The organism is Streptomyces sp. NPDC001100 (assembly GCF_053598575.1).
In genome coordinates, this window is the sequence record NZ_JBSFKO010000005.1 from 91,286 (window position 1) to 114,503 (window position 23,218).

The 23,218-nt window shown below is 70.6% G+C and carries 20 protein-coding genes; 10 read left to right on the forward strand and 10 right to left on the reverse strand.

All coding sequences use genetic code 11. The features are described from left to right. Window positions 1–23 precede the first annotated feature (23 nt). The 4 genes from ACWDEW_RS08690 (at window position 24) to ACWDEW_RS08705 (ending at window position 3,948) form a co-directional block, all read left to right on the forward strand. The gene (locus ACWDEW_RS08690; RefSeq protein WP_450510893.1) at window positions 24–968 is read left to right on the forward strand and encodes an RluA family pseudouridine synthase; all 945 of its coding nucleotides are present in this window, start codon (window positions 24–26) and stop codon (window positions 966–968) included. Next, window positions 965–1,435, forward strand: a complete 471-nt coding sequence (locus tag ACWDEW_RS08695) for a GNAT family N-acetyltransferase (RefSeq protein WP_450510895.1) — start codon at window positions 965–967, stop codon at window positions 1,433–1,435. Before ACWDEW_RS08690 ends, ACWDEW_RS08695 begins: the two co-directional genes overlap by 4 nt. A gap of 113 nt (window positions 1,436–1,548) precedes the next feature. Beyond that, the gene (locus ACWDEW_RS08700; RefSeq protein WP_450510897.1) at window positions 1,549–3,135 is read left to right on the forward strand and encodes a Na+/H+ antiporter; all 1,587 of its coding nucleotides are present in this window, start codon (window positions 1,549–1,551) and stop codon (window positions 3,133–3,135) included. Window positions 3,136–3,207: 72 nt separating this feature from the next. Further along, window positions 3,208–3,948 carry an SDR family NAD(P)-dependent oxidoreductase gene (locus ACWDEW_RS08705; protein ID WP_450510899.1) on the forward strand — a complete coding sequence of 247 codons (741 nt, stop codon included), beginning with the start codon at window positions 3,208–3,210 and terminating at the stop codon, window positions 3,946–3,948. Between the two features lie 24 nt (window positions 3,949–3,972). On the opposite strand, the gene ACWDEW_RS08710 is transcribed toward ACWDEW_RS08705, so the two are convergent. Continuing rightward, window positions 3,973–5,142, reverse strand: coding sequence for a mechanosensitive ion channel family protein (locus ACWDEW_RS08710; protein ID WP_450510901.1), 1,170 nt, complete (start codon window positions 5,140–5,142; stop codon window positions 3,973–3,975). Between the two features lie 29 nt (window positions 5,143–5,171). On the opposite strand from ACWDEW_RS08710, the gene ACWDEW_RS08715 reads away from it, so the two are divergent. Further along, window positions 5,172–5,741, forward strand: a complete 570-nt coding sequence (locus ACWDEW_RS08715) for a dienelactone hydrolase family protein (RefSeq protein WP_450510903.1) — start codon at window positions 5,172–5,174, stop codon at window positions 5,739–5,741. On the opposite strand, the gene ACWDEW_RS08720 is transcribed toward ACWDEW_RS08715, so the two are convergent. The 4 genes from ACWDEW_RS08720 to ACWDEW_RS08735 all read right to left on the reverse strand — a co-directional run bounded on the left by ACWDEW_RS08720 (window position 5,742) and on the right by ACWDEW_RS08735 (window position 10,483). Beyond that, window positions 5,742–7,403, reverse strand: coding sequence for an alkaline phosphatase D family protein (locus ACWDEW_RS08720; RefSeq protein WP_450510905.1), 1,662 nt, complete (start codon window positions 7,401–7,403; stop codon window positions 5,742–5,744). Between the two features lie 80 nt (window positions 7,404–7,483). Beyond that, window positions 7,484–8,302: a DsbA family protein gene (locus tag ACWDEW_RS08725; RefSeq protein WP_450510907.1), complete on the reverse strand. Its 819-nt coding sequence runs from the start codon at window positions 8,300–8,302 to the stop codon at window positions 7,484–7,486. 97 nt (window positions 8,303–8,399) lie between these two features. Next, window positions 8,400–9,089, reverse strand: coding sequence for a hypothetical protein (locus ACWDEW_RS08730; RefSeq protein ID WP_450510909.1), 690 nt, complete (start codon window positions 9,087–9,089; stop codon window positions 8,400–8,402). A 68-nt stretch (window positions 9,090–9,157) separates the two neighbouring features. Beyond that, window positions 9,158–10,483 (reverse strand): DUF2252 domain-containing protein, encoded by a 1,326-nt coding sequence (locus ACWDEW_RS08735; protein ID WP_450510911.1) that lies wholly within the window; start codon window positions 10,481–10,483, stop codon window positions 9,158–9,160. 187 nt (window positions 10,484–10,670) lie between these two features. On the opposite strand from ACWDEW_RS08735, the gene dnaE reads away from it, so the two are divergent. After that, window positions 10,671–14,210, forward strand: a complete 3,540-nt coding sequence (gene dnaE / locus ACWDEW_RS08740) for a DNA polymerase III subunit alpha (RefSeq protein ID WP_450510912.1) — start codon at window positions 10,671–10,673, stop codon at window positions 14,208–14,210. Between the two features lie 83 nt (window positions 14,211–14,293). Here dnaE and ACWDEW_RS08745 read toward each other — a convergent pair whose 3' ends face one another. Next, window positions 14,294–14,461: a hypothetical protein gene (locus ACWDEW_RS08745; RefSeq protein WP_362979898.1), complete on the reverse strand. Its 168-nt coding sequence runs from the start codon at window positions 14,459–14,461 to the stop codon at window positions 14,294–14,296. Window positions 14,462–14,685: 224 nt separating this feature from the next. On the opposite strand from ACWDEW_RS08745, the gene ACWDEW_RS08750 reads away from it, so the two are divergent. From ACWDEW_RS08750 to ACWDEW_RS08765, 4 genes are all read left to right on the forward strand, one after another. After that, window positions 14,686–15,906, forward strand: coding sequence for an NYN domain-containing protein (locus tag ACWDEW_RS08750; RefSeq protein ID WP_450510914.1), 1,221 nt, complete (start codon window positions 14,686–14,688; stop codon window positions 15,904–15,906). 123 nt (window positions 15,907–16,029) lie between these two features. Further along, the gene (locus tag ACWDEW_RS08755) at window positions 16,030–17,001 is read left to right on the forward strand and encodes an ABC transporter ATP-binding protein (protein WP_450511379.1); all 972 of its coding nucleotides are present in this window, start codon (window positions 16,030–16,032) and stop codon (window positions 16,999–17,001) included. Window positions 17,002–17,065: 64 nt separating this feature from the next. Continuing rightward, the gene (locus tag ACWDEW_RS08760) at window positions 17,066–17,893 is read left to right on the forward strand and encodes an ABC transporter permease (protein WP_450510915.1); all 828 of its coding nucleotides are present in this window, start codon (window positions 17,066–17,068) and stop codon (window positions 17,891–17,893) included. 34 nt (window positions 17,894–17,927) lie between these two features. Continuing rightward, window positions 17,928–18,635, forward strand: a complete 708-nt coding sequence (locus ACWDEW_RS08765; RefSeq protein ID WP_450510917.1) for a DUF2567 domain-containing protein — start codon at window positions 17,928–17,930, stop codon at window positions 18,633–18,635. A 303-nt stretch (window positions 18,636–18,938) separates the two neighbouring features. On the opposite strand, the gene ybaK is transcribed toward ACWDEW_RS08765, so the two are convergent. The 4 genes from ybaK to ACWDEW_RS08785 all read right to left on the reverse strand — a co-directional run bounded on the left by ybaK (window position 18,939) and on the right by ACWDEW_RS08785 (window position 23,050). Beyond that, on the reverse strand, window positions 18,939–19,448 hold the full coding sequence (gene ybaK / locus ACWDEW_RS08770; protein ID WP_450510919.1) for a Cys-tRNA(Pro) deacylase: 510 nt from the start codon (window positions 19,446–19,448) through the stop codon (window positions 18,939–18,941). A gap of 7 nt (window positions 19,449–19,455) precedes the next feature. Next, the gene (locus ACWDEW_RS08775; RefSeq protein WP_431249940.1) at window positions 19,456–20,199 is read right to left on the reverse strand and encodes an LON peptidase substrate-binding domain-containing protein; all 744 of its coding nucleotides are present in this window, start codon (window positions 20,197–20,199) and stop codon (window positions 19,456–19,458) included. A gap of 11 nt (window positions 20,200–20,210) precedes the next feature. Further along, the gene (locus ACWDEW_RS08780) at window positions 20,211–21,344 is read right to left on the reverse strand and encodes a hypothetical protein (protein ID WP_450510922.1); all 1,134 of its coding nucleotides are present in this window, start codon (window positions 21,342–21,344) and stop codon (window positions 20,211–20,213) included. A gap of 128 nt (window positions 21,345–21,472) precedes the next feature. Continuing rightward, window positions 21,473–23,050: an oxidoreductase gene (locus ACWDEW_RS08785; RefSeq protein WP_450510924.1), complete on the reverse strand. Its 1,578-nt coding sequence runs from the start codon at window positions 23,048–23,050 to the stop codon at window positions 21,473–21,475. Window positions 23,051–23,218: the final 168 nt, after the last annotated feature.

A 23,218-nucleotide genomic window follows, 5' to 3' on the forward strand; every position in this document is an offset into this window, starting at 1 on the left:
ACCCGTCCGGCATACTCGACCGGGTGAGCACAGTTCCCGAGATCCGAAACCTGCCCGTGCCCGACGGCCTGGAGGGCGAGCGTGTCGACGCCGCCATCTCCCGCATGTTCGGCTTCTCCCGTACGAAGGCCGCCGAGCTGGCCACGGCGGGGAAGGTCACGGTCGACGGCTCGGTGGTCGGGAAGTCCGAGCGCGTGCACGGCGGGGCCTGGCTGGAGGTCGAGATGCCGCAGGCGCCCGCGCCCGTGCAGATCGTCGCCGAGCCGGTCGAGGGCATGGAGATCGTCTACGACGACGACGACGTGATCGTGATCGTCAAGCCGGTCGGCGTCGCCGCCCACCCCAGCCCCGGCTGGACCGGCACGACCGTCATCGGCGGCCTGGCCGCCGCCGGGTACCGCATCTCCACCTCCGGTGCCGCCGAGCGCCAGGGCATCGTGCACCGCCTCGACGTCGGCACCTCCGGCCTGATGGTGGTCGCGAAGTCGGAGCGCGCGTACACCTCGCTGAAGCGCCAGTTCAAGGAACGCACGGTCGACAAGCGCTACCACACGCTGGTCCAGGGCCACCCCGACCCGACCAGCGGCACCATCGACGCCCCCATCGGCCGCCACCCGAACCACGACTACAAGTGGGCGGTCACCGCCGAGGGCAAGCCGTCGGTCACGCACTACGACCTCATCGAGGCGTTCCGCGCGGCCTCCCTGCTCGACGTGAAGCTGGAGACCGGCCGCACCCACCAGATCCGCGTCCACATGGCCGCCCACCGGCACCCGTGCGTGGGCGACCTGACGTACGGCGCCGACCCGACGCTCGCCAAGCGGCTGCGCCTGACCCGCCAGTGGCTGCACGCCGTACGGCTCGGCTTCGAGCACCCCGCCGACGGCCAGTGGGTCGAGTTCGAGAGCGGCTACCCGGACGACCTCCAGCAGGCCCTGGACCTGGTGCGCGAGGAGACCTACGCATGAGTCCGACGCCGTACGCGGTGCGCGTCGCCGAGGATCCGGCCGACCGCGAGGCCTGCTTCGCGGTGCGCAAGGAGGTCTTCGTCGTCGAGCAGGGCGTGCCCCAGGAGATCGAGTACGACGAGTACGACGCCACGGCGACGCATGTGCTCGCCGTACGCGAGGACGGGACGCCGCTCGGTACCGGGCGGCTGCTGTACGGCGAGGCGGCCGCCGCGAAGACCGACGGCGATCTCACCGTGGGGTCCCTGGGGCGGCTGGCCGTCACCAAGGAGGCGCGCGGGCTCGGGGTCGGGGTCGCGCTGGTGCGGGCCATCGAGGACGCGGCACGCGCGCGTGGACTGGCCGCGGTGGACCTGCACGCACAGACGCACGCGCTGGGGTTCTACGAACGGCTCGGTTACGAGGCGTACGGCCCGGAGTTCGCGGACGCCGGCATTCCGCACCTGGCGATGCGGCGCGCCCTGTAGGCGGCGCGGCGCGCACTGTATCCGGGCGGCGTCGAAAGAGCTGGTGAGCCGGGCGGCATGGCAGGCTGGAGCGACCGCTGTGTGAACGTCGACATCCCGCCGGAGCCCTGACCGTGGATCAATTGGCCCTGCTTTTCGTCCTGTTGCTCGGGGCCGTGGTGAGCGTCCCGCTGGGGGACCGGCTCGGTCTGCCGTCGCCGGTGCTCATGACCCTCCTCGGGATGGCCCTCGCGGTCGCCGACTTCGTGCCGAACGTGAACGTCCCGCCCGACCTGATCCTGCCCCTGCTGCTGCCACCGCTGCTGTACGCGGCCGTACGGCGCACCTCCTGGCGGCAGTTCACGGCCAACATCCGGCCCATCTTCCTGCTGGCCGTCGCCCTGGTCTTCGTCACCACCCTCGCCGTGGCCGCCGTCGCGAGCGCGATCGTGCCCGGGCTGCCGATCGCCGCCGCCGTGGCGCTCGGCGCGCTCGTGGCGCCGCCCGACCCGGTCGCCGCGACCGCGGTCGCGGGCCAACTCGGGCTCCCGCGCCGCCTGGTGTCGATCCTGGAGGGCGAGGGCCTCTTCAACGACGTCACGGCCATCGTGCTCTACCACGTGGCGATCGCCGCCGCGGTCAGCGGGAGCTTCCACTTCTGGCGCGCCGGGCTCGACTTCGTACTGTCCGCCGTCGTGGCCGTGGCGGTCGGACTGGCCCTGGGCTGGGCCGCGAACAAGCTGATGTCGGCGCTCGACGACGCCACCCTGCAGATCGGGCTCACGCTCCTGGTGCCGTACGCCTCGTACGTCCTGGCCGACGAACTGCACGGCTCCGGGGTGCTCGCCGTGCTCACCACCGCGCTGTTCCTGGCCGAGTACGCCCTCGGCGCCGACGACGTCCTGACCCGGCTCGCCGGGGCGACCGTGTGGGACGTGGTGGACACGCTGGTCACCGGGGTCGCGTTCGGGCTCATCGGGCTCGAACTACACAACGCGATCCGTACGGCGTCCGGGCGCTGGGGCGAGATGCTCGGCTGGGCCGGCGCGATCGTCGGCGTGGTCGTGGTCGTACGGCTTGCGTGGCTGATGCCGGCGACCTGGCTGACCAAACGGCTGCACGCCAAGCGGGACTACGACGAGGAGATCCCGACCTCCTGGCGGGAGACCGTGATCATGTGGTGGGCGGGTATGCGCGGGGTGGCGTCGGTCGCGTTGGCGCTGGCGATTCCGCTGACCATGGACGACGGGTCGCCATTCCCCGACCGGGACGAGATCGTGTTCATCGCCTTCGGGGTGATCATGGCGACGCTGGTCATCCAAGGGCTCACGCTGCCGTGGCTGGTGAAGAGGCTCGGGGTGCGGGCCGACACCGACAGCGAGAAGGCGTTCGAGAAGGAGCTCGCGGTGCGGGCGGCGAAGGCCGCGAAGCGGCGGCTGCGGGAGATCGAGGACGTGGAGGAGCTGCCGGAAGAGGTGTCCGAGCAACTGCTGCGGCGGGCGTTCGACATCGGGGTGCGGATCTCTCCCGAGGTGGGGGACGGGGAGCGGCGGGAGGCTTACGAGAAGCGGGTCAGGCGGGTGAAGCGGATGCGGCGGATCCAGGGGGAGATGATGAGCGCGGCCCGGCACGAGGTGCTGGCGGCGCGGAGCGAGCCGGGAGCGGATCCGGAGATCGTGGACCGGGTGCTGCGGCATCTGGACGTCCGTAGCCTGAGGTGAGCCGCGTCTGCGCGCATGGCAGTCGTGCAAATGCGGGAGAGGACTTCCCGGTTGCCTTTGTAGGCTCGCCCCATGACTCGCAACGTCGTGATCAGTGGTGGTGGTACGGGAATCGGGCTCGCCGCGGCGCATGCCTTCGCGGCCGGCGGGGATCAGGTGTTGCTGCTGGGGCGGCGCCGTGAGGTGCTGGAGAAGGCCGCGGTGCCCGGGGCGCTGACGTACGCCGGGGATCTGAGCGAGCCCGAAGTGGCACGGGGCGTCGCGCGGTTCGTCGCCGAGGAGTTCGGCACGGTGGACGTGCTGGTGCACAGCGCGGGTGGCAACGGGACTCTGGAGCCGGGAAGTGACGGTGGCGACGCGCTGGACGCCGTCGCACACAACTGGACCGTCAATTTCCGCAGCAACACCCTGAGCGCCGCGCTGCTCACCGAGGCCGTGAAGCCGCGGCTCGCGTCCCCCGGCGGGCGGGTGCTGTTCGTCAGTTCCATCGCCGCGTACCGGGGGTCGGGGAGCGGGGCGTACGGTGCTGCCAAGGCGGCCCTGCACCCCTACGCCCATGATCTGGCCCGGGAGCTGGGGCCGCGCGGCGTCACCGTGAACGTGGTCGCGCCCGGGTACACCGAGGACACCGAGTTCTTCGGCCCGCGGATGGACGACGCCCGGCGTGAGCAGAGGATCCGCGAGGCCCTGACCGGGCGGGCCGCTACCCCGGGGGACATCGCCGCGACCCTGCACTGGCTCGCCTCCCCGGCCGCCGGGCACATCACCTCGCAGGTGATCCAGGTCAACGGCGGTGCCGAGCGCGGCCATTGAGACGGCCGGAGCAGCCGGGGCCGTTCAGCCGTGGTTCGGGCCCGGGGTCTCATGGGCGGGGCGGGAGCCTCCGCGGCTCGGGCCGGACGGTTCCCGGGCGGGGGCCGACGCCTCCTGCGAGGGGTGCGCGCCGCTGCCGTTCGGTGATGTTTCGTGGCCCGGTACCGGCGCCGCGTCCGCCGTGTTGACGCGGGGGAGGGCGTACGGGTGCTCCGCGTACAGCCAGCGGATCATCTGCTCGCGGACCGTGACCCGTACCGTCCAGATGTCGTCGGCGTCCTTGGCCGTGACCAGGGCCCGGACCTCCATGGTGTTCGGGGTGGTGTCGGTGACGACCAGGCCGTAGCTGCGGCCGTCCCAGGCGGGGCAGGAGCGGAGGATCTCGCGGAGCTGCTCGCGCATCGCGTCGACGGGGGCCGAGTGGTCGACCTGGAAGTAGACGATGCCGGTCATCTGCGGGGTGCCGCGCGACCAGTTCTCGAACGGCTTGGACGTGAAGTACGACACCGGCATGGTGATCCGGCGCTCGTCCCAGGTCCGTACCGTCAGGAAGGTCAGGGTGATCTCCTCGATCGTGCCCCACTCGCCGTCCACCACCACGGTGTCGCCGATGCGGACCATGTCGCCGAAGGCGATCTGCAGTCCCGCGAAGAGGTTGGCGAGCGTGGACTGCGCGGCGACACCGGCGACGATGCCGAGGACGCCCGCCGAGGCCAGCAGCGAGGCACCGGCCGCGCGCATCGCGGGGAAGGTGAGCAGCATCGCGGCCACCGCCACCACCCCGACGATCGCCGCCACCACCCGTGTGATCAGCGTCACCTGGGTCCGGACCCGGCGGACCCGGGCCGCGTCGCGGGAGGCGCGGGCGTAGCGCGCGTACGAGGACTCCACGATCGCCGCCGCGACCCGGATCATCAGCCAGGCGGTGGCGCCGATCAGCACCAGGGTCAGGGTCTGGCCGATGCCGACCCGGTGTTCCTCCAGCAGTTGCGCCTGGTCGTAGGAACCTCTCAACAGGGCCGCGCAGATCACGAGTTGGTAGGGCACACGGCCGCGGCGCAGCAGACCCCACAGCGTGGTGTCGTCGTGCCGGGCGTCCGCCTTGCGCAGCAGCAGGTCGGTGACCCAGCCGATGAGCAGCGTGAGGACGACGGAGCCGCCGATGACGATCAGCGGGCGCAGTACGTTCTCCATGTGTCCGACCGTACTGGCACGATGGCTTCATGAACATCATGCTCTTCCACTCGACGTACGGACTCCGCCCGGCGGTGCGCGAGGCCGCCGACCGGCTGCGCGCCGCGGGCCACGAGGTGTGGACGCCGGACCTCTTCGAGGGGCATACGTTCGAGACGGTCGAGGAGGGCATGGCCTTCAACGAGGGGATCGGCAAGGACGAGCTGCTGAAGCGGGCCGTACTGGCCGCCGCCCCCTATTCGGAGCGCGGGCTCGTCTACGCCGGGTTCTCGCTCGGCGCCTCCATCGGCCAGACCCTCGCCCTCGGCGACGAGAAGGCCCGCGGGCTGCTGCTTCTGCACGGCACCTCGGACATCGCGGTCACCGCCTCCGTCGACGACCTCCCGGTCCAGCTGCATGTCGCCGAGCCGGACCAGTTCGAGACGGACGACTGGCTCAGCTCCTGGTATCTGCAGATGGGCAGGGCGGGTGCGGATGTGGAGATCTACCGGTACGCCGGAGCCGGTCACCTGTACACCGACCCCGGCCTGCCCGACTACGACGAGGAGGCCGCCGAGGCCACCTGGCGGGTGGCGCTCGGCTTCCTCGAAACGCTGTAGCTACACCGGGTCGTACGTCCGCTCGACCTTCTGCGTGCCGCTGCGCGTGCGGTACGACCGTTCCCAGGACGAGGTCGCGATGGGCGAGGTGCGGTCGGACAGGACGTAGTAGTCCATCTGCGCGCGGTCGGCCGTGATGTCGAGGACGCCGTAGCCGTGGCGGTCCGTGTCGACCCAGTGGACGTGCCGGTTGGCGAGCTGTATGAGCGGGGCGGCGAGCGCGGAGACCGTGCCCTCGGGCACCTTCACCAGGTCGTCGAGGTTGTCGGAGGTCACCGAGGTGATCACGAACTCCGTTGCGGCGGACGGCGAGAGCGGGTACGTGCCGGCGTCCACCGGTACGTCGTTGGCCCAGGACATGTGGATGTCGCCGGTGAGGAACACCGTGTTGCCGATCGCGTTCGAGCGCAGATGGGCGAGGAGTTCACGGCGGTCGTCGGTGTAGCCGTCCCACTGGTCGGTGTTGACGCCGATGCCGTCCTGCGGCAGGTCCAGCAGCTTGGCGAGCGGTTTGAGCAGGTCGGCGGTGAGCGAGCCGATGACGAACGGCGCGATCATCACCGAGTTGCCGACCAGTCGCCACTTGGTGTCCGAGGCCTTCAACCCGGCCTTCAGCCAGTCGAGTTGGGCGCGTCCCGTGATCGTACGGTCCGGGTCGTCGACCGAACCGCTGCCCGAACTCGCCTGCTGCGAACGGAAGGAGCGCAGGTCGAGGAGGGAGAGGTCCGCCAGTCTGCCGAAGCGCAGGCGGCGGTAGGTGGTGCCGGCGATGGCCGGGCGGACCGGCATCCACTCGAAGTACGCCTGTTTCGCGGCTGCTTGGCGTGCCGTCCAGGTGCCCTCGGCGCCCTCGGTGTGGTTGACCGCGCCGCCCGACCAGGCGTTGTCGGCGAACTCGTGATCGTCCCAGATCGCGATGACCGGCGCCTTGCCGTGCAGCGCCTGGAGGTCGGGGTCGGTCTTGTACCTGCCGTGCCGGGTGCGGTAGTCGGCGAGCGTGATGATCTCGTTCAGCGGCGCGTGCGGCCGTACGACCGTGCCGCGCGTCCCGTACTCGCCGGACTTGTACTCGTAGATGTAGTCACCCAGGTGCAGCCAGGCGTCGAGGTCGTTGCGGTTCGCGAGGTGGCGGTACGAGGAGAAGTAGCCCGCCTCCCAGTTGGCGCAGGTGACGACGCCGAGGCGCAGGCCGGTCACGTCGGCGTCCGCCGCCGGCGCGGTGCGGGTGCGCGCCGCCGGGGAGTCGGTGCCGCCGGCCGAGAAGCGGAACCAGTAGTCGGTGGCCGGGGCCAGGCCGCGGATGTCGGCCTTCACGGTGTGGTCGGAGGCTGCGGTCGCGGTGAGCGAGCCCCTGGAGACGATGGTGGTGAACGCCTTGTCGGTGGCGACGGTCCAGCTCACCTCGGTGTCCGGGCCGAGCCCCGAACCCGGGACCGCCTCGGCGGTGGGCGTCACCCGCGTCCACAGCAGGACGCCGTCCGGGAGCGGGTCCCCGGAGGCGACCCCGTGGAGGAAGGCGGGGGTCTCGGTGGCGGCCCCGGCGGGCAGCGCGGCGATCAGCGGGCCGGCCAGGACGGCGGTGGCGGCCGCGGCCTTGACGACCGTACGGCGGCGCGGGGAGGGCGAGTTGACGCTCTCGGGAGCTCTGTATCGACTGGTCACGAGCGACCAGGTTACTGACCGGTATTAACGAGAGCGGGCGAACTCGCAAAAGTTCGCCCGCTCTTCCGCCGGCCGTTGGTTCAGCCCTTCAGGGCCGCGTCCACCACCCGGTTGAAGTCGGCCACCGACATGGGCGGATTGCCCGAGGTGTCGGCGGTGAGCTTCTTGCCGTTCATGACGAAGCTCGGGGTGCCCGTTACGCCGTCCTTGTTGTTGTCGAAGGTCTTCGACATGGCCATCGCCCAGGCGTCGTAGGTGCCCTTCTTGACGGCGGTCTGGAACTTCGTGTTGTTCTTCAGCGCGGAGACGGTGTTGGCGACCTTGATGAGGTAGCTGTCGTCCTTGAACTTGTCGGTCGTCTCGTCCGGGTGGTACTTCGTCGAGTACAGCGCGGACTTGTACTCCAGGAACGCGGTGGGGCTGACGTTCAGCGCGGCGCCCAGGGCGCTCAGCGCGTTCTTGGAGCCCACGCCGTTGTCCTTGTTGTCGATGAACGTGCCACCGATGTACTGGATCTTGTACTTGCCGTCGTCGATGTCCTTGACGACGGTCGAACCCACGGTCTGCTCGAACTGGGCGCAGACGGGGCAGCGCGGGTCCTCGTACTCCTTGAGCGTCTTCTTGGCGGTCGACTTGCCGATGACGACCGTCGTGCCCTTGGTGCCCGAGGTGTTGGCCGGGGCCGTGACCTTGGCGTCCTTCAGGCCCTCCCAGTAGCTGGGCTTGTTGCCCTGCACGACCGCGTAGCCGATGCCGCCGGCTATCGCGAGGACGCCGACGACCGAACCGGCCACGATGATCTGCCGCTTGACCTTGGCGCGCTTGGCCTGGCGCTCGCGCTCGGCGCGCAGCCGCTCACGGGCCGCCGTCTTCGCCGCCGCGCTGTTCCGCTTGCTCATGGTGGTGATCTCCATCAGGGACGCGCACAGGGTGTGCGCGGAATACGTATGGGGGGACTACACAGGGGTGCTCGTGGTGCTGGTGCGCGGCCCTGTTTCAGACCGCGAGAAGGAACGAGCACGGCGGTCCACGCCGTCCCAGGGAGTGCACCAGCAGCCGCTCACGGGCGGTGGTCGTGCGGTGCGTGGTGCGCGGCAGCCGGAGTACTGCCGAGGTGCGCCTGCCCGTCACGGCGGCGACGGCGAGCAGCAGCGGCCGGAAGCCGACCGCCGTCGCCGCGCGCAGCAGTTCGGTCAGCGCGCGCTCGCCGCGGCGCAGATACGCGGCGGCCAGCAGCCCGACGCCGATGTGCGCGCCGAGCAGCAGCCAGGCGGCGGTGGCGTCGGTGTGCGCGAGCAGCGCCGCCGCCTGCTGGGGATCGTCGGTCATCCGGGCCAGCGGCGTGCCCACGCTGCCGCCGCTGCACAGCACGTCCAGGCCGACCGCGCGCAGCGGTCCGGCGACCGGGCCGCCCGCCCTGCCGTAGCAGGCCTGCTGGCCGGTGGTGAACACCGTGTCGGCGGCCAGTTCCAGCGGGATGAGGAGTGCGGCGATGCGTCCGAAGCCGCGTTCGCGGCCCGCCAGCGCGTACGCGAGGACGAACACGGTGGCCGCGATGGCGGCCACCGTGCCGAACGGAAGGGGGACCCGGGACAGCAGCACGTGCGACGCGGTGCTGAGCGTCACGACCAGTGCCGTGAACAGCGCCGCGCGTACGGCCCTGAGCTGGATCCCGGATATGTCCATAGCGGAGGTGAGTCTGTCATGTGCTCCGGTAAGGGACCCCTAAAGGGTTCCTGTGAGCGTACGGATGGTTACAGACCCGGAATCCGGCCGTTGCGGAACAGGTCGACGAAGATCTGGTGGTCACCGCGCGCGCGGGCGCCGTAGTCGTGCGCGAAGTCGACCAGCACGCCCGCGAAGCCGTCCTCGTCGGCCGCGATCGCCGCGTCGATGGCGCGCTCCGTGGAGAACGGCACCAGGGACTCGCCGGACTGGTCGTCGGCCGCCGCGTGCATGGTGGCCGTGGCCCGCCCGAGGTCGGCGACGACGGCGGCGATCTCCTCCGGGTCGTCGATGTCGCTCCAGTCCAGGTCCACCGCGTACGGCGACACCTCGGCGACCAGCTGCCCCGAGCCGTCCAGCTCGGTCCAGCCCAGCCACGGGTCCGCGTGCGCTTGGAGGGCCCGCTGCGAGATCACCGTGCGGTGGCCCTCGTGCTGGAAGTAGTCCCGGATCGCCGGATCAGTGATGTGCCGGGAGACGGCCGGTGTCTGGGCCTGCTTGATGTAGATCACCACATCGTTCTCCAGGGCGTCGCTGTTGCCCTCCAGGAGGATGTTGTACGACGGCAGCCCGGCCGAGCCGATGCCGATTCCGCGGCGGCCCACGACGTCCTTCACGCGGTACGAGTCGGGGCGGTCCAGGGAGGACTCCGGGAGCGTCTCCAGGTAGCCGTCGAAGGCCGCGAGGACCTTGTACCGGGTCGCCGCGTCCAGCTCGATGGAGCCGCCGCCCGACGCGAAGCGGCGCTCGAAGTCGCGGATCTCCGTCATCGAGTCCAGCAGCTCAAAGCGGGTCAGCGAGCGGGCCGTGCGCAGCGCCCCCAGCAGCGGGCCGTCGGCGGTGTCCAGGGTGAACGGCGGCACCTCGTCGCTCTTCGCGCCGGTCGCCAGCGCGTGCACCCGCTCGCGGTACGCGCCCGCGTAGATCTTCACCAGCTCGGTGATCTGCTCGTCACTGAGCGCCTTCGCGTACCCCAGGAGCGCGACGGAGCCGGCGAAGCGCTTCAGGTCCCACGTGAACGGGCCGACGTAGGCCTCGTCGAAGTCGTTGACGTTGAAGACCAGGCGGCCGTTCGAGTCCATGTACGTGCCGAAGTTCTCGGCGTGCAGGTCGCCGTGGATCCACACGCGCGAGGTGCGGTCGTCCAGGTACGGGCCGCCCCGCTTCTCCGCGTCGAGGTCGTGGTAGAAGAGGGCCGCCGTGCCTCGGTAGAAGGCGAAGGCGGAGGCCGCCATCTTCCGGAACTTCACGCGGAACGCGGCCGGGTCGGCGGCCAGGAGCTCGCCGAAGGCGGTGTCGAAGACAGCGAGGATCTCCTCGCCGCGGTGCTCGTCGTTGAGCTGCGGAACCGACATCGCTCTGTGCCTCCTGGTACGGGTGGTACGTGACATGTGACGGGTCTGTCGTCACTTTCCAACGCTTGAAGGTACGCGGGAGTGCCCGCCTTGTGTCAGTGGTCAGGCATAGGATTCGGTCTTGTCCCCCCAGACCGTCCGCTGCTCGTCGTCGATCGTTTTCCCTGCCGTCCCTGGAGGCCAAGCCGTGTCAAAGCCGCCGTTCACGCACCTGCACGTCCACACCCAGTACTCGCTGCTGGACGGTGCCGCGCGGCTGAAGGACATGTTCAACGCGTGCAACGAGATGGGCATGACCCACATCGCGATGTCCGACCACGGCAACCTCCACGGGGCCTACGACTTCTTCCACACGGCCAAGAAGGCGGGCGTCACGCCGATCATCGGCATCGAGGCCTACGTCGCCCCCGAGTCCCGGCGCAACAAGCGCAAGATCCAGTGGGGCCAGCCGCACCAGAAGCGCGACGACGTGTCCGGTTCCGGTGGTTACACCCACAAGACGATCTGGGCGGCGAACAAGACGGGCCTGCACAACCTCTTCAAGCTCTCCTCGGACGCGTACGCCGAGGGCTGGCTCCAGAAGTGGCCGCGCATGGACAAGGAGACCATCTCCCAGTGGTCCGAGGGGCTCATCGCCTCCACCGGCTGCCCCTCGGGCGAGCTCCAGACCCGGCTGCGCCTCGGGCAGGAGGAAGAGGCCCTGAAGGCGGCGGCCGAGTACCAGGACATCTTCGGCAAGGACCGCTACTTCCTGGAGCTGATGGACCACGGCATCGAGATCGAACGCCGGGTCCGTGACGGCCTCCTCGACATCGGCCGCAAGCTCGGCATCCCGCCCCTGGTGACGAACGACTCGCACTACACGTACGCGCACGAGGCGACCGCCCACGACGCCCTGCTCTGCATCCAGACCGGCAAGAACCTCTCCGACCCGGACCGCTTCCGCTTCGACGGCACCGGCTACTACCTGAAGTCGACGGACGAGATGTACGCCGTGGACTCCTCGGACGCCTGGCAGGAGGGCTGCCGCAACACCCTCCTGGTGGCCGAACAGATCGACACCACCGGCATGTTCGAGGCCAAGAACCTCATGCCGAAGTTCGACATCCCCGACGGCTACACCGAGATCACCTGGTTCAAGGAGGAGGTCCGCCGCGGCATGGAGCGCCGCTTCCCGGGCGGCGTCCCCGAGGACCGCCAGAAGCAGGTCGAGTACGAGCTGGACGTCATCATCCAGATGGGGTTCCCGGGGTACTTCCTCGTGGTCGCCGACTTCATCATGTGGGCGAAGAACAACGGCATCGCGGTGGGCCCCGGCCGTGGTTCCGCGGCCGGTTCGATCGTCGCGTACGCCCTGGGCATCACCGACCTCGACCCGATCCCGCACGGCCTGATCTTCGAGCGGTTCCTCAACCCCGAGCGCGTCTCCATGCCTGATGTCGACATCGACTTCGACGAGCGCCGGCGCGTCGAGGTGATCAGGTACGTGACGGAGAAGTACGGCGCCGACAAGGTCGCCATGATCGGCACCTACGGCAAGATCAAGGCCAAGAACGCCATCAAGGACTCCGCGCGCGTGCTGGGCTACCCGTACGCGATGGGCGACCGCCTCACCAAGGCGATGCCCGCCGACGTCCTCGGCAAGGGCATCGACCTCGACGGCATCACCAACCCCTCGCACCCCCGCTACGGCGAGGCGGGCGAGATCCGCGGGATGTACGAGAACGAGGCGGACGTCAAGAAGGTCATCGACACCGCCAAGGGCGTCGAGGGCCTGGTCCGGCAGATGGGCGTGCACGCGGCCGGCGTCATCATGTCCAGCGAGCCCATCGTCGACCACGCCCCGATCTGGGTGCGGCACACGGACGGCGTGACCATCACACAGTGGGACTACCCGCAGTGCGAGTCGCTCGGCCTGATCAAGATGGACTTCCTGGGGCTGCGCAACCTCACCATCATGGACGACGCCGTGAAGATGGTGGAGAGCAACAAGGGCGTCAAGCTCCAGCTCCTCGACGTCGCGCTGGACGACCCCAAGACCTATGAACTGCTGTGCCGCGGCGACACGTTGGGCGTGTTCCAGTTCGACGGCGGCCCGATGCGTTCGCTGCTGCGCCAGATGCAGCCCGACAACTTCGAGGACATCTCCGCCGTCTCGGCCCTGTACCGGCCCGGCCCGATGGGCATGAACTCGCACATCAACTACGCCGAGCGCAAGAACGGCCGGCAGGAGATCACGCCGATCCACAAGGAGCTGGAGGAGCCGCTCCAGGAGGTCCTGGCGGTGACCTACGGCCTGATCGTGTACCAGGAGCAGGTGCAGAAGGCCGCCCAGATCGTCGCCGGCTACTCGCTCGGCGAGGCCGACATCCTGCGCCGCGTGATGGGCAAGAAGAAGCCCGACGAGCTGGCGAAGAACTTCACCATCTTCCAGGAGGGCGCCCGGAAGAACGGCTACAGCGACGAGGCGATCCAGGGCCTGTGGGACGTCCTGGTCCCCTTCGCCGGCTACGCGTTCAACAAGGCGCACTCCGCCGCGTACGGCCTGGTCTCGTACTGGACCGCCTACCTCAAGGCCAACTACCCGGCCGAGTACATGGCGGCGCTGCTCACCTCGGTCAAGGACGACAAGGACAAGTCCGCGATCTACCTGAACGAGTGTCGGCGCATGAAGATCAAGGTGCTCCCGCCGAACGTCAACGAGTCGGTGCACAACTTCGCCGCCCAGGGCGACGACGTGATCCTCTTCGGCCTGGAGGCCGTGCGCAACGTCGGCACGAACGTGGTCGACTCGATCATCAGGTCCCGCAAGGCGAAGGGCAAGTACGCCTCCTTCCCGGACTACCTGGACAAGGTCGAGGCCGCCGCCTGCAACAAGCGCACCACCGAATCCCTCATCAAGGCAGGCGCGTTCGACACCCTCGGGCACACCCGCAAGGGCCTCACCGCGCACTTCGAGCCGATGATCGACAACGTGGTGGCGGTCAAGCGCAAGGAGGCCGAGGGGCAGTTCGACCTCTTCGGCGGCATGGGCGACGAGGACACCAGCGAGCCCGGCTTCGGACTCGACGTGGAGTTCACCACCGACGAGTGGGAGAAGACCTATCTCCTCGCCCAGGAGCGGGAGATGCTCGGTCTCTACGTCTCCGACCACCCGCTGTTCGGCCTGGAGCACGTGCTGACCGACAAGGCCGACGCGGGCATCGCCCAGCTCACCGGAGGTGAGCACGCGGACGGCGCGGTCGTCACCATCGGCGGCATCATCTCGGGCCTCCAGCGCAAGATGACCAAGCAGGGCAACGCCTGGGCGATCGCCACCGTCGAGGACCTCGCGGGCTCCATCGAGTGCATGTTCTTCCCGGCGACCTACCAGCTGATCTCGACCCAACTCGTCGAGGACACCATCGTGTTCGTCAAGGGCCGCCTCGACAAGCGCGAGGACGTGCCCCGTCTGGTCGCGATGGAGATGCAGGTCCCGGACCTGTCGAACGCGGGCACCAACGCGCCCGTGATCCTCACCATCCCGGCGACCCGGGTCACCCCGCCGATGGTGAGCAGGCTCGGTGAGATCCTCAGCCACCACCGGGGCGACAGCGAGGTCCGCATCAGGCTCCAGGGCCCGACCAAGACCACCGTGCTGCGCCTGGACCGGCACCGGGTGAAGCCCGACCCGGCCCTGTTCGGCGACCTGAAGGTGCTGCTCGGCCCGGCCTGCCTGGCCGGCTGAGCAAGGGACTCGCAGAAGTGACTGAGGGGCGCATCCGCCAACGGACGCGCCCCTCAGTCGTTCAACAACCCTTGAAGCGGGCCCTAGTTGTGGCCGAAGCGCTTCTGTTTGCCCTTGCGGGCCATATCGCTCGGCGTCGCCTGGGATATGCGCTGTTCGGCCTGTGCCTCCATCGAGGACGACGTGGCCTGCTCCTGGGCGCGCTCCGACTGCGACGACTGCTTACGGTCACGGTTCTTGTTCTTGGCCATGGTGATCTGCCTCCTGAGGGGGATCTAGGGGCCAGGGCCGCGACCAGATTCACATAGGCTGACGAAGAACGCATTTCGGATAATTACCGTGTGTGACATGGTTGATGCGAGAGAGAAGCCCCGAAACGCCACGCCGAAGATCGAGTTCGGGCCGTTAACCCCTGTGCGGTCGGGCAGACTCGAAGCAAGCCCGAAGTGAACCGACCGGGAAGAGGGTGAGTCGCGTGGACCGCTGCATCGTCCTGGTGGACGCCGGGTACCTGCTGGGGGCGGCGGCCAGTCTCCTCGCCGGAGAGCCCTCGCGTTCCAGGATCACCGTCGATCACGCCGCCCTCATCCAGGGCCTGCGCGAGCGCGCCGAGTCCGACACGGAGCGGCCCCTGCTCCGCATCTACTGGTTCGACGGCGCCCCCGACCGCGTCCCGCAGCCCGAGCACCGCAGGCTGCGCGTGATGCCCCGCGTGACCGTCCGACTCGGCGCTCTGACCCGCAGCGACGGCCGCTGGGCGCAGAAGGGCGTCGACGCCGCCATGCACGCCGAGCTGACCGAACTGGCCCGCAACCGCGCCTGCTCCGACGTCGTCCTCGTGACCGGAGACGGCGACCTGCTGCCGGGCATGATGGCCGCCAAGGAGCACGGCGTCGCCGTACACCTGTGGGCCGTGCAGGCCGCCGACGGGGACTACAACCAGTCCGAGGACCTGGTCGCCGAGGCCGACGAGCGGCGGGTGCTCGACCGGACGTGGATCACCAAGGCCGTACGGGCGAAGGACCTCGGCGGGGTGTGCGCTCCGCAGCCCGTGCCCAGGCCGGAGATCGCGGCGATCCTGTCCGCGCCGCTGCCCGAGTCGGCGCCCACGGCGCGCGAGGTGGTCGAGGAGGGCGAGCACTCGGCGGCGGAGGCCGGCTCCGAGAACGGCACGCAGGAGCGGGTGCCCGCGCCCAAGGGCGTGCCCACCCCGAAGGACCTGGCGAGCCTGAAGGCTCCGGGGGCCGCCGCGCCCGCGCAGCATCCCGCGAGCGCGACCCTGCGCTGGTCCTCCGACAAAGGGTGGGTCGACCGGCCGGGCGGGGCCGCCGAACCGCCCGAGGTCGCCTCGATGCCGACGCTGGCGCAGCTGACCACCGCCGAGCAGCGCTGGGCCGACCGCGAGGAGGACATCACCACGGTCGGCGGCGACCCCTTCGAGGTGGGCCAGGTGTTCGCCCGCCGCTGGATGGGCCGCCTCGGCGACCAGGGCGCCCACCTGCAGAAACTCTCCGGAATGTACCCCCGCGTCCCGCACCGCATCGACGGGGAACTGCTGCGCTACGCGGCCCGCTTCGGACTCCTCGCCCACAAGGACGACCAGATCGACGAGCACGACCGGTACGCGATCCGCGCCGGGTTCTGGCGCGAGATCGACGTCCGCACGGCGGCCGAGCACGCCCCCGCGGGGGATTGACGCTCTTTACCGGGGTATTTGCGGTTCTCGACCGACCCGCGAGCGGGCGGGGGCCGCGGACCCCGTAGTCTCGTCCACGTGAGCACGCGCGCGGGACAGGCACTTCGACACGGTGGGGATGTCGTGTGCGCGGTGCGCGGACTCAGCAAGACCTATCCGGCGGTCCGCGGCCGGCGCGGTGCGCCCGGCACCCCCGAGGTGCGGGCCACCGACGCGGTGACCCTCGACATCCGCCGGGGCGAGATCTTCGGACTGCTCGGACCGAACGGCGCCGGCAAGTCCACCCTCGTGCGCCAGCTCACCGGGCTCATGCGGCCCGACGCGGGCAGCGTCGAGATCCTCGGGCACGACATCGTGCGCCACCCGGAGCGGGCCGCGCGGATCCTCGCCTACCTCGGCCAGGAGTCCTCCGCGCTCGACGAACTGACCGTGTCGCTCGCCGCCGAGACCACCGGCCGGCTGCGCGGCCTGGACCTGCGTGACGCGCGGGCCGAACGGGACGCCGTACTGGACGAGTTGGGGCTTACGGCCATTGCCGGACGGCCGCTCAAGAAGCTGTCCGGCGGGCAGCGGCGGCTGGCGTGCGTGGCCGCCGCGCTGGTCGGGGAGCGCCCGCTGCTGGTGCTCGACGAGCCGACCACCGGGATGGATCCGGTGGCGCGGCGGGCCGTGTGGTCCGCCGTCGACCGGCGCCGGGCCGAGCGCGGGACCACCGTGCTGCTCGTCACCCACAACGTCATCGAGGCCGAGACCGTCCTCGACCGGGTCGCCGTCCTCGACCAGGGCCGGGTCATCGCCTGCGACAGCCCCGCCGGGCTCAAGGAACAGGTCGCCGGAGAGGTGCGGGTCGAGCTGGTGTGGCGGGAGAAACCGCCGCTGGACGTCCCGGAGGTCGCCGCGCTGCGGGACCGGGCCGTCGAGTCCGGCCGCCGCTGGACGCTCAGGCTGGCCCCCGAGGAGGCCCGGGTGGCCGTCGCCACGGTGACCGGAGGGGCCGCCTTCGCCGCCCTGGACGACTTCACCCTGGCCACGCCCAGCCTGGAGGACGTGTATCTGACGCTGGGCGGAAACGGACAGGGGCTGGTGAAGGCATGAGTGCACGGGCCGTCGTATCCGTATGGGACAGCGCGACTGCCGGCGTCGAGAGGAGCAGCGCGACGTGAGTGTCGTATCCGCCGATGTTCTGCCGAGTGGCCCGCTGGCCGTGCCGGAGGCCGCCGGGGCAGGCGCTGCCGAGCTCGGGCCGAAGGCGCGGCTGTGGCCCTCCCTGGCCGCCGTGTACCGGGCACAGCTGTCCCGGGCGCGGGTCGCGCGGATCCCGCTGCTGTTCGTGGCGACCTTCCAGTCGGTCGGCATCCTGGTCATGATGCGCGGGGTCGTCGACGGCGGGAGCCACGACGCCCGGTTCGTCGTCGCGGGCTCGTCCGTGCTGGTCGTCGCCTACGTCGGACTGAACCTGCTCGCGCAGTACTTCGGCCAGCTGCGCGGCAGCGGCGGGCTCGACCACTACGCCACCCTGCCGGTGCCGCCCGCGGCCGTGGTGCTGGGCGCGGCGGGAGCGTACGCCTCCTTCACCGTGCCGGGAACCGCTCTCACCGCCGTCTTCGGGTGTGTGCTGTTCGGGCTGCCGATGGGGAACATCTGGATCCTGGCTGCGGTGATCCCGCTCGCCGGGGCCGCGCTCGCCGGGCTCGGCGCGGCTCTGGGGCTGCTCGCGCCGCGCCCCGAACTCGCCACGCTGCTCGGGCAGTTGGGTATGTCCGCGGCTTTGCTGCTGGGTGTGCTGCCCGCTGATCGGATGCCGGAAGCGGTGCGGTTCCTGCGGGATCTGGTGCCCTCGACCTACGGCGTCGAGGCCTTCGCGCAGACCTTCGCGGCCCATCCCGACTGGGCGCTCGTCCTCGGTGACCTCGCCGTATGCGCCGCGGTCGGCGTCGTTTCGCTGGCCGTCGCGGCCTGGGCCTACCGTCGGGCTGCCGTCCGGTGACGCGCCGCACAGCCGGGCCTGGCACGATGGCGTTGTGACCGCACCGCTGACTCCGCCTCCGCCGCCGCGTGACCAGTCCTCGCACGATCCGTGGCAGCCGCCGGGCGACCAGGGCCCCCAGGGTGACCCCGGTGCCCCGAGCGCCGGGTATCCCGTGTACGCCCCGCAGGACGCGTCCTACGGCGCGGACGGGCCCGGAATGAAGACCGAACTGATCGAGGCCGTGATCGCCACGGTCGTCGTGGCGCTCGGCGGGGTGCTGCTCGGGCTGCTGTGGTGGTGGCTGGCGCCGCATGTGCCGCTGGTCGGGGACGTGGTCGACAAGAGCTGGGTCGTCTACCTCAAGGACTCCGAGGGGGAGCAGGCGGTGGGGGTGGACGGAACGTTCACTCTGCTCGCGGTCGGTTTTGGCGTGCTGAGTGCGCTCGCCGCGTTCCTGTTGCGGCGGCGTGGGGGAGTGCCGCTGGTGGTCGCGCTGACCGTGGGTGGGCTGCTGGCCTCGCTGCTCGCGTGGCGGCTGGGGATGTGGCTGGGCCCGACGAAGGACGTCCTCGCGCACGCCAAGTCCGTGGGCAAGGGGGTCACGTTCTCCGCGCCGCTGAAGCTGGGGGCGAAGGGGGCGTTGCTGGCCTGGTCCATTGCCGCGCTGGTTGTCCATCTGGGGCTGACCGCGTTGTTCGGGCCGCGGGATCCTGAGCCGCAAGGTGTTGCGACCGACGTCTACGGGGCGCCGCTGTCGTAGGGGCGGGGGGTTTCTTCGCCCCCGCCGCCCCTACCCGTCCCGTCCCTGGGGGCTGCCGCCCCCAGACCCCTGCTTCGGCCTGAACGGCCTCGTCCTCAAACGCCGGACGGGCTGATGGTGCCGGCCTGTGGTGGGAAGGCGCCGGACGGGCTGGATGATGACCGGCGTTCAGAAGTGACCGCAGAACCTACGCCGGCCGGTGTCCATGGTTCGAGCGGCGCTTCTTGATGCGCCACTTTCGTTTCCTGGTTTTCTTCGACATGCCCCTTGTGCTTAACCGAGGACGGGGCCGGCGTCGAGGGGTCACGCACGTCCGATGGGGGCCAGCACGGCTGCCGTGAGGGTCGCCAGGTCGTCGGGGGAGAGTTCGACCTCCAGGCCGCGGCGGCCCGCCGAGACGCAGATGGTGGGGTGGGCGGCGGCCGAGTCGTCGAGGACGGTGCGGAGTTTTTTGCGCTGGCCGAGGGGGGAGATGCCGCCGCGGACGTAGCCCGTGGTGCGTTCGGCGAGGGTCGGGTCGGCCATCGCGGCCCGCTTGCCGCCCACCGCCGCCGCCAAGGCCTTCAGGTCCAGCTGGCCCGCCACGGGGACCACCGCCACCGTCAGCGCGCCGTCGACGTCCGCGACCAGGGTTTTGAAGACGCGGTCGGGGGAGACGCCCATCGCCTCGGCAGCCTCCTCGCCGTAGGACGGGTGGGCGGGGTCGTGGTCGTAGGCGTGCACCTCGTACGGCACTCCGGCGGCCGTCAGGGCCACGGTCGCCGGGGTGCCGCCGGACTGGGGCTGTTGTTGCTTCCTGGACTTCTTCGCCATCGGGGTCTCAGTTCAGGCTCGTCGGGTTGCGCGTCAGGTCGGACGCGGGCAGGGACGGCAGGTTGCGGATGATGGCCGTCTCGGAGCGCAGGAGCTTCAGCTCGTCGCGCAGCCGGGAGGCGGTGTCGGGGGCCTGGAGGAGGCGTTGTTTTGTCGCCGTGTCGAGCATCATCGCGGCGGCGACCAGGTACGACACCACCGCCGGTTCGTCGGGGAGTTCCGCGTCGCCGGTCGACAGGGAGCGCTCGCGGGCGCCCGCCAGGCGCTTCTGGTACTGACGGAACGCGCGTAGCACGCCCTGCGCCAGCGCGCCGGCCTCGTCGCCCTTCTCCTCGGGCAGCTCCTCCAGCTCGGCCGTCAGGAAGGGGCCCGAGGCGTCCACGGAGAGCAGCCGCATCCGGGTGGTGCCCGTCGCCAGCACCTCGAAGGTGCCGTCGGCGCGCTCCCGGATGGTGGCCGCGTCGGCGACGCAGCCCACCGAGTGGAAGGCCTTGAGCGGGTCGGGGCCGAAGCCGGCCGTGGGTCCGCGCTCGGGCACGGCGGTCTGGTCCGGCATGCCCTGGGCGGTCGGGGCCACCTCGTGGCCGTCACGGATGGCGACGACGGCGAATCGGCGCGGTTCCTCCTCGGGGGTCTTGAGCAGTTCGCGCATCATGGCGCGATAGCGCTCCTCGAAAATGTTCAGAGGAAGCACGAGCCCCGGGAACAGAACCGAGTTCAGGGGGAAGAGCGGCAGCCGGACGGTGGTCACGGCGCAAAAGCCTAGTGGTCGCCGGAGCGGGCGCGACCGTCGTGCTCACTCCGTGGATACGGCGGCGCGTCCTCGAAGCCCCACGGCTGCCGCGGAACCGCCGAGAGACCGGGCGGAACCGGCCCGCCCAGGGGCAGTTGCGAGGCCACCGCGATCCGCACCCCGTCACGCACCTCCAGGAACTGGCCGAGCGGGTCGTCCGAGATCCGGTCCCAGGGGAAGGACGTGGCGTACGGGCCGATCAGGCGCAGCTGGTCGAGGGCGTCCGGCCAGCGTTCGAGACGGACGAGGACGTAGGCCAGCAGATTGCGGACCTCGGCGGGCCAGGGGTCGGCCGTGGGGTAGCCCGCCGAGAGGATGATCGCGAGGTCGGCCGCCGCGTCCAGCCGGGCGCGCGGCACCGTGGTGCCGCAGCCGTCGGTCAGACAGGCGAAGGCGGCCCGCACGGGCAGCGCCTGGACGAGCGAGCCGGGCAGCGCGTCCTGGGCGGCCCGCTCGGCGAAGTCGAAGCACTCGCGGTGGGAGGGCCGCGCGGTGCGGGGCGTGCCGTCCCACTGGGCGCGGCAGGCGGCCGAGAGGTACTGGAGGGCGGCCACATGACAGCCGTAGTGGTGCGGGGAGCGGCGCACCGCCTCGCCCCACAGCCGTTCGAACGCGGCATGCCCGGCGTGGGTGCCCCGCGCGTGGTCCAGGGCTATGCGCCAGGGCACCGGGTCGCGCGGTTCGGCCTCGGCCGCCGCCGTGATCAACGGGCCGAGTTCGCCGAGCAGTTCGGCGCGGGCCGGCGACTCCCAGCAGCGGTCCACCGCCAGCTGGGCGCCGACCAGCAGCGCGTCGGGGTTCTGCGGGTCGGCGGCGCGCCAGTCGGCCAGCCACTCGGGACGGGAGCGGGCGAAGGCTGCGAGCATGCGGGTGCAGCGGTCGCGGTCCTCCCACTCGGCGGAGGCGCGGATGGTGGCCAGCAGCTCGGCGGCCGGCCCGTACTCGCCGCGGCCGGCCGCGACCAGCGCGGGGCCGAGCCGGTCGTCGGGCGCGTCGAGGAGGACCTCGTCGTCGGCCGGCAGTCCGGCGGCGAGCCGCGAGGTGTTCCTTGCCATCCGGGCGGTACGGATGAAAGCGCGCAGCAGAGCCATGGTGCCGACCATTGAAGGACCGGGATCCGGAGTGCGCCAGACCGTTTGAGCACCCCGTGGAAAGTTGTACGCGTCTCGGTCAAGCCCAGGTAAAAGGTGACTTTTGCTCACCTGTTCGAGTTCTGTGTGTCAGACGCCCGCTAGCCCCGCCTGAGGAGCCGGGTCGCCCCCGCCGCCACCGTCGTCGCCAGGATCCAGCCCAGCAGGATCAGCGCCACCGACAGCCACTGCCAGCCCCCGTGCAGCTGCCACTGGCCCACCTGCCCCAGGTCGATCACCGGCAGCAGCAGATCCAGCGCGAACAGGGCGGGGCTCCACGGCGGATGCCCGCTCGGGTTCACCGGCACATGGTCGGCGTGCGCGAAGGCCAGCGAGCCGGCCGCCCACAGCACCGCCATCCATACGGCGGCCCGGCCCGGCCGGTACCCGTAGGCGACCGTCCAGTCCTGCGCGAACCCCCACAGCTTGGCCGCGACGGGCAGGCTCTCCCGGCGCCGCCGCTGCTTGGCGAGCAGCACCTCGCGCGCGTCCTCGTCCTCACCGGCGTTCCGCAGCACGGTCGCGAGCCGCTCGTACGGCTCCGGGTTGTACTCGGCGGTCGCGGCGGCCACCCAGTCGAGCCGGGCCTCCAGCGGGAACGGGCCCTGCGGTACGAGGTTCTCGTACACGAAGCCGCCCATGTGGAGGTTGCCCGGACCCGGCCAACTGTCCTTGCCGTCGATGAGGTTGGCGACCCGCGCCCCCGACAGCACCACCTTGCCGCGCTGCGGTCTCTCCCCGAGGAAGCGCAGCTCGGGCGCCTGGATCCGCAGCAGTGACAGCTCCTGGTCGTCCGTGAAGGTGAACCGGGCCCGCTCAAGGTCCACCGCGTCCCCGAACCGCCCGTCGTCCAGGCGCACCCCGCCCTGGCAGGCGAAGCGCTGGATGCGGGTCCCGCGCGCGGGAGTGGTGCCGCTGAGCCAGGGGCCGCCGACGCCCGCCGGGGTGAGATACAGGGTGCGGCCGACGGTCAACTGGGGTGCGTTCAGGGCGAGCCGCGAGTACGGGTTGGCCAGCCGGGCGCCGCGCAGACTCAGCGAGACCCCGACCTTCGCGCTGCGCAGGCTCAACTCACCGTGCGATTCGAGGAGTTCGGCCTGCAGATCCTGCCCCACGGTCATGCCGTCGGCGGCGATCGAGCGGCCCGTGCGGTCCCGGTACACGATCGCCTGGTTGAGCAGCAGATCGGTACCGATGTGCGCGTCGGTCAGCCGTACCCCGTTGTGGAAACGGCAGCGCGGCAGATGCAGGTCACCCTCCGTGTGCACGCGGGCCGCCTCCAGCCGCGGCACCGAGCAGTTCACCAGCCGTACGGTCTGGAAGTGGGCCTCCGGGAGCAGCACCTCCCGCTCGAAGCGGCAGCCCTTCAGCTCGACGAAGGGTGTGATCGTGCCGCCCGCCAGGTCCAGGGTGCCGCTGATCTGCACTCCGGTGAGTTTCAGCGAGGCCACCCGGCCCGACAGCGCGGGCGGGCCGTCCAGGAGGAGCCAGCACACGAACCGTGCCCGCACGGTCCGCCCGGGGCCCCACGGATGTCCGCCGTGCGGATCGTCGACGACGGTGTCGCCGCTGCTCAGGTCGTACACGCTGCCGTTGCGGAAGGCCTGCCACATACCGGCCTCGGCGGCGGTCGCATCGTCCGGCACATCCCCCGCGCGGAGGCCGGCACCCTCGGTCACTGCTCTGTCATCCCTCTCGACTGCTCACGGGTTTCGCACAGCTGTTCATGCCCGCTGAGTAACGCCCGGAACACTAGACGTGAAGGGGATCTTCCGGGTTCCGGCCACGTTCTGTATCAGCCATTGATATGCGTGAGCAGCCCTCGATCGCCGTCTGAGAGAATTGGT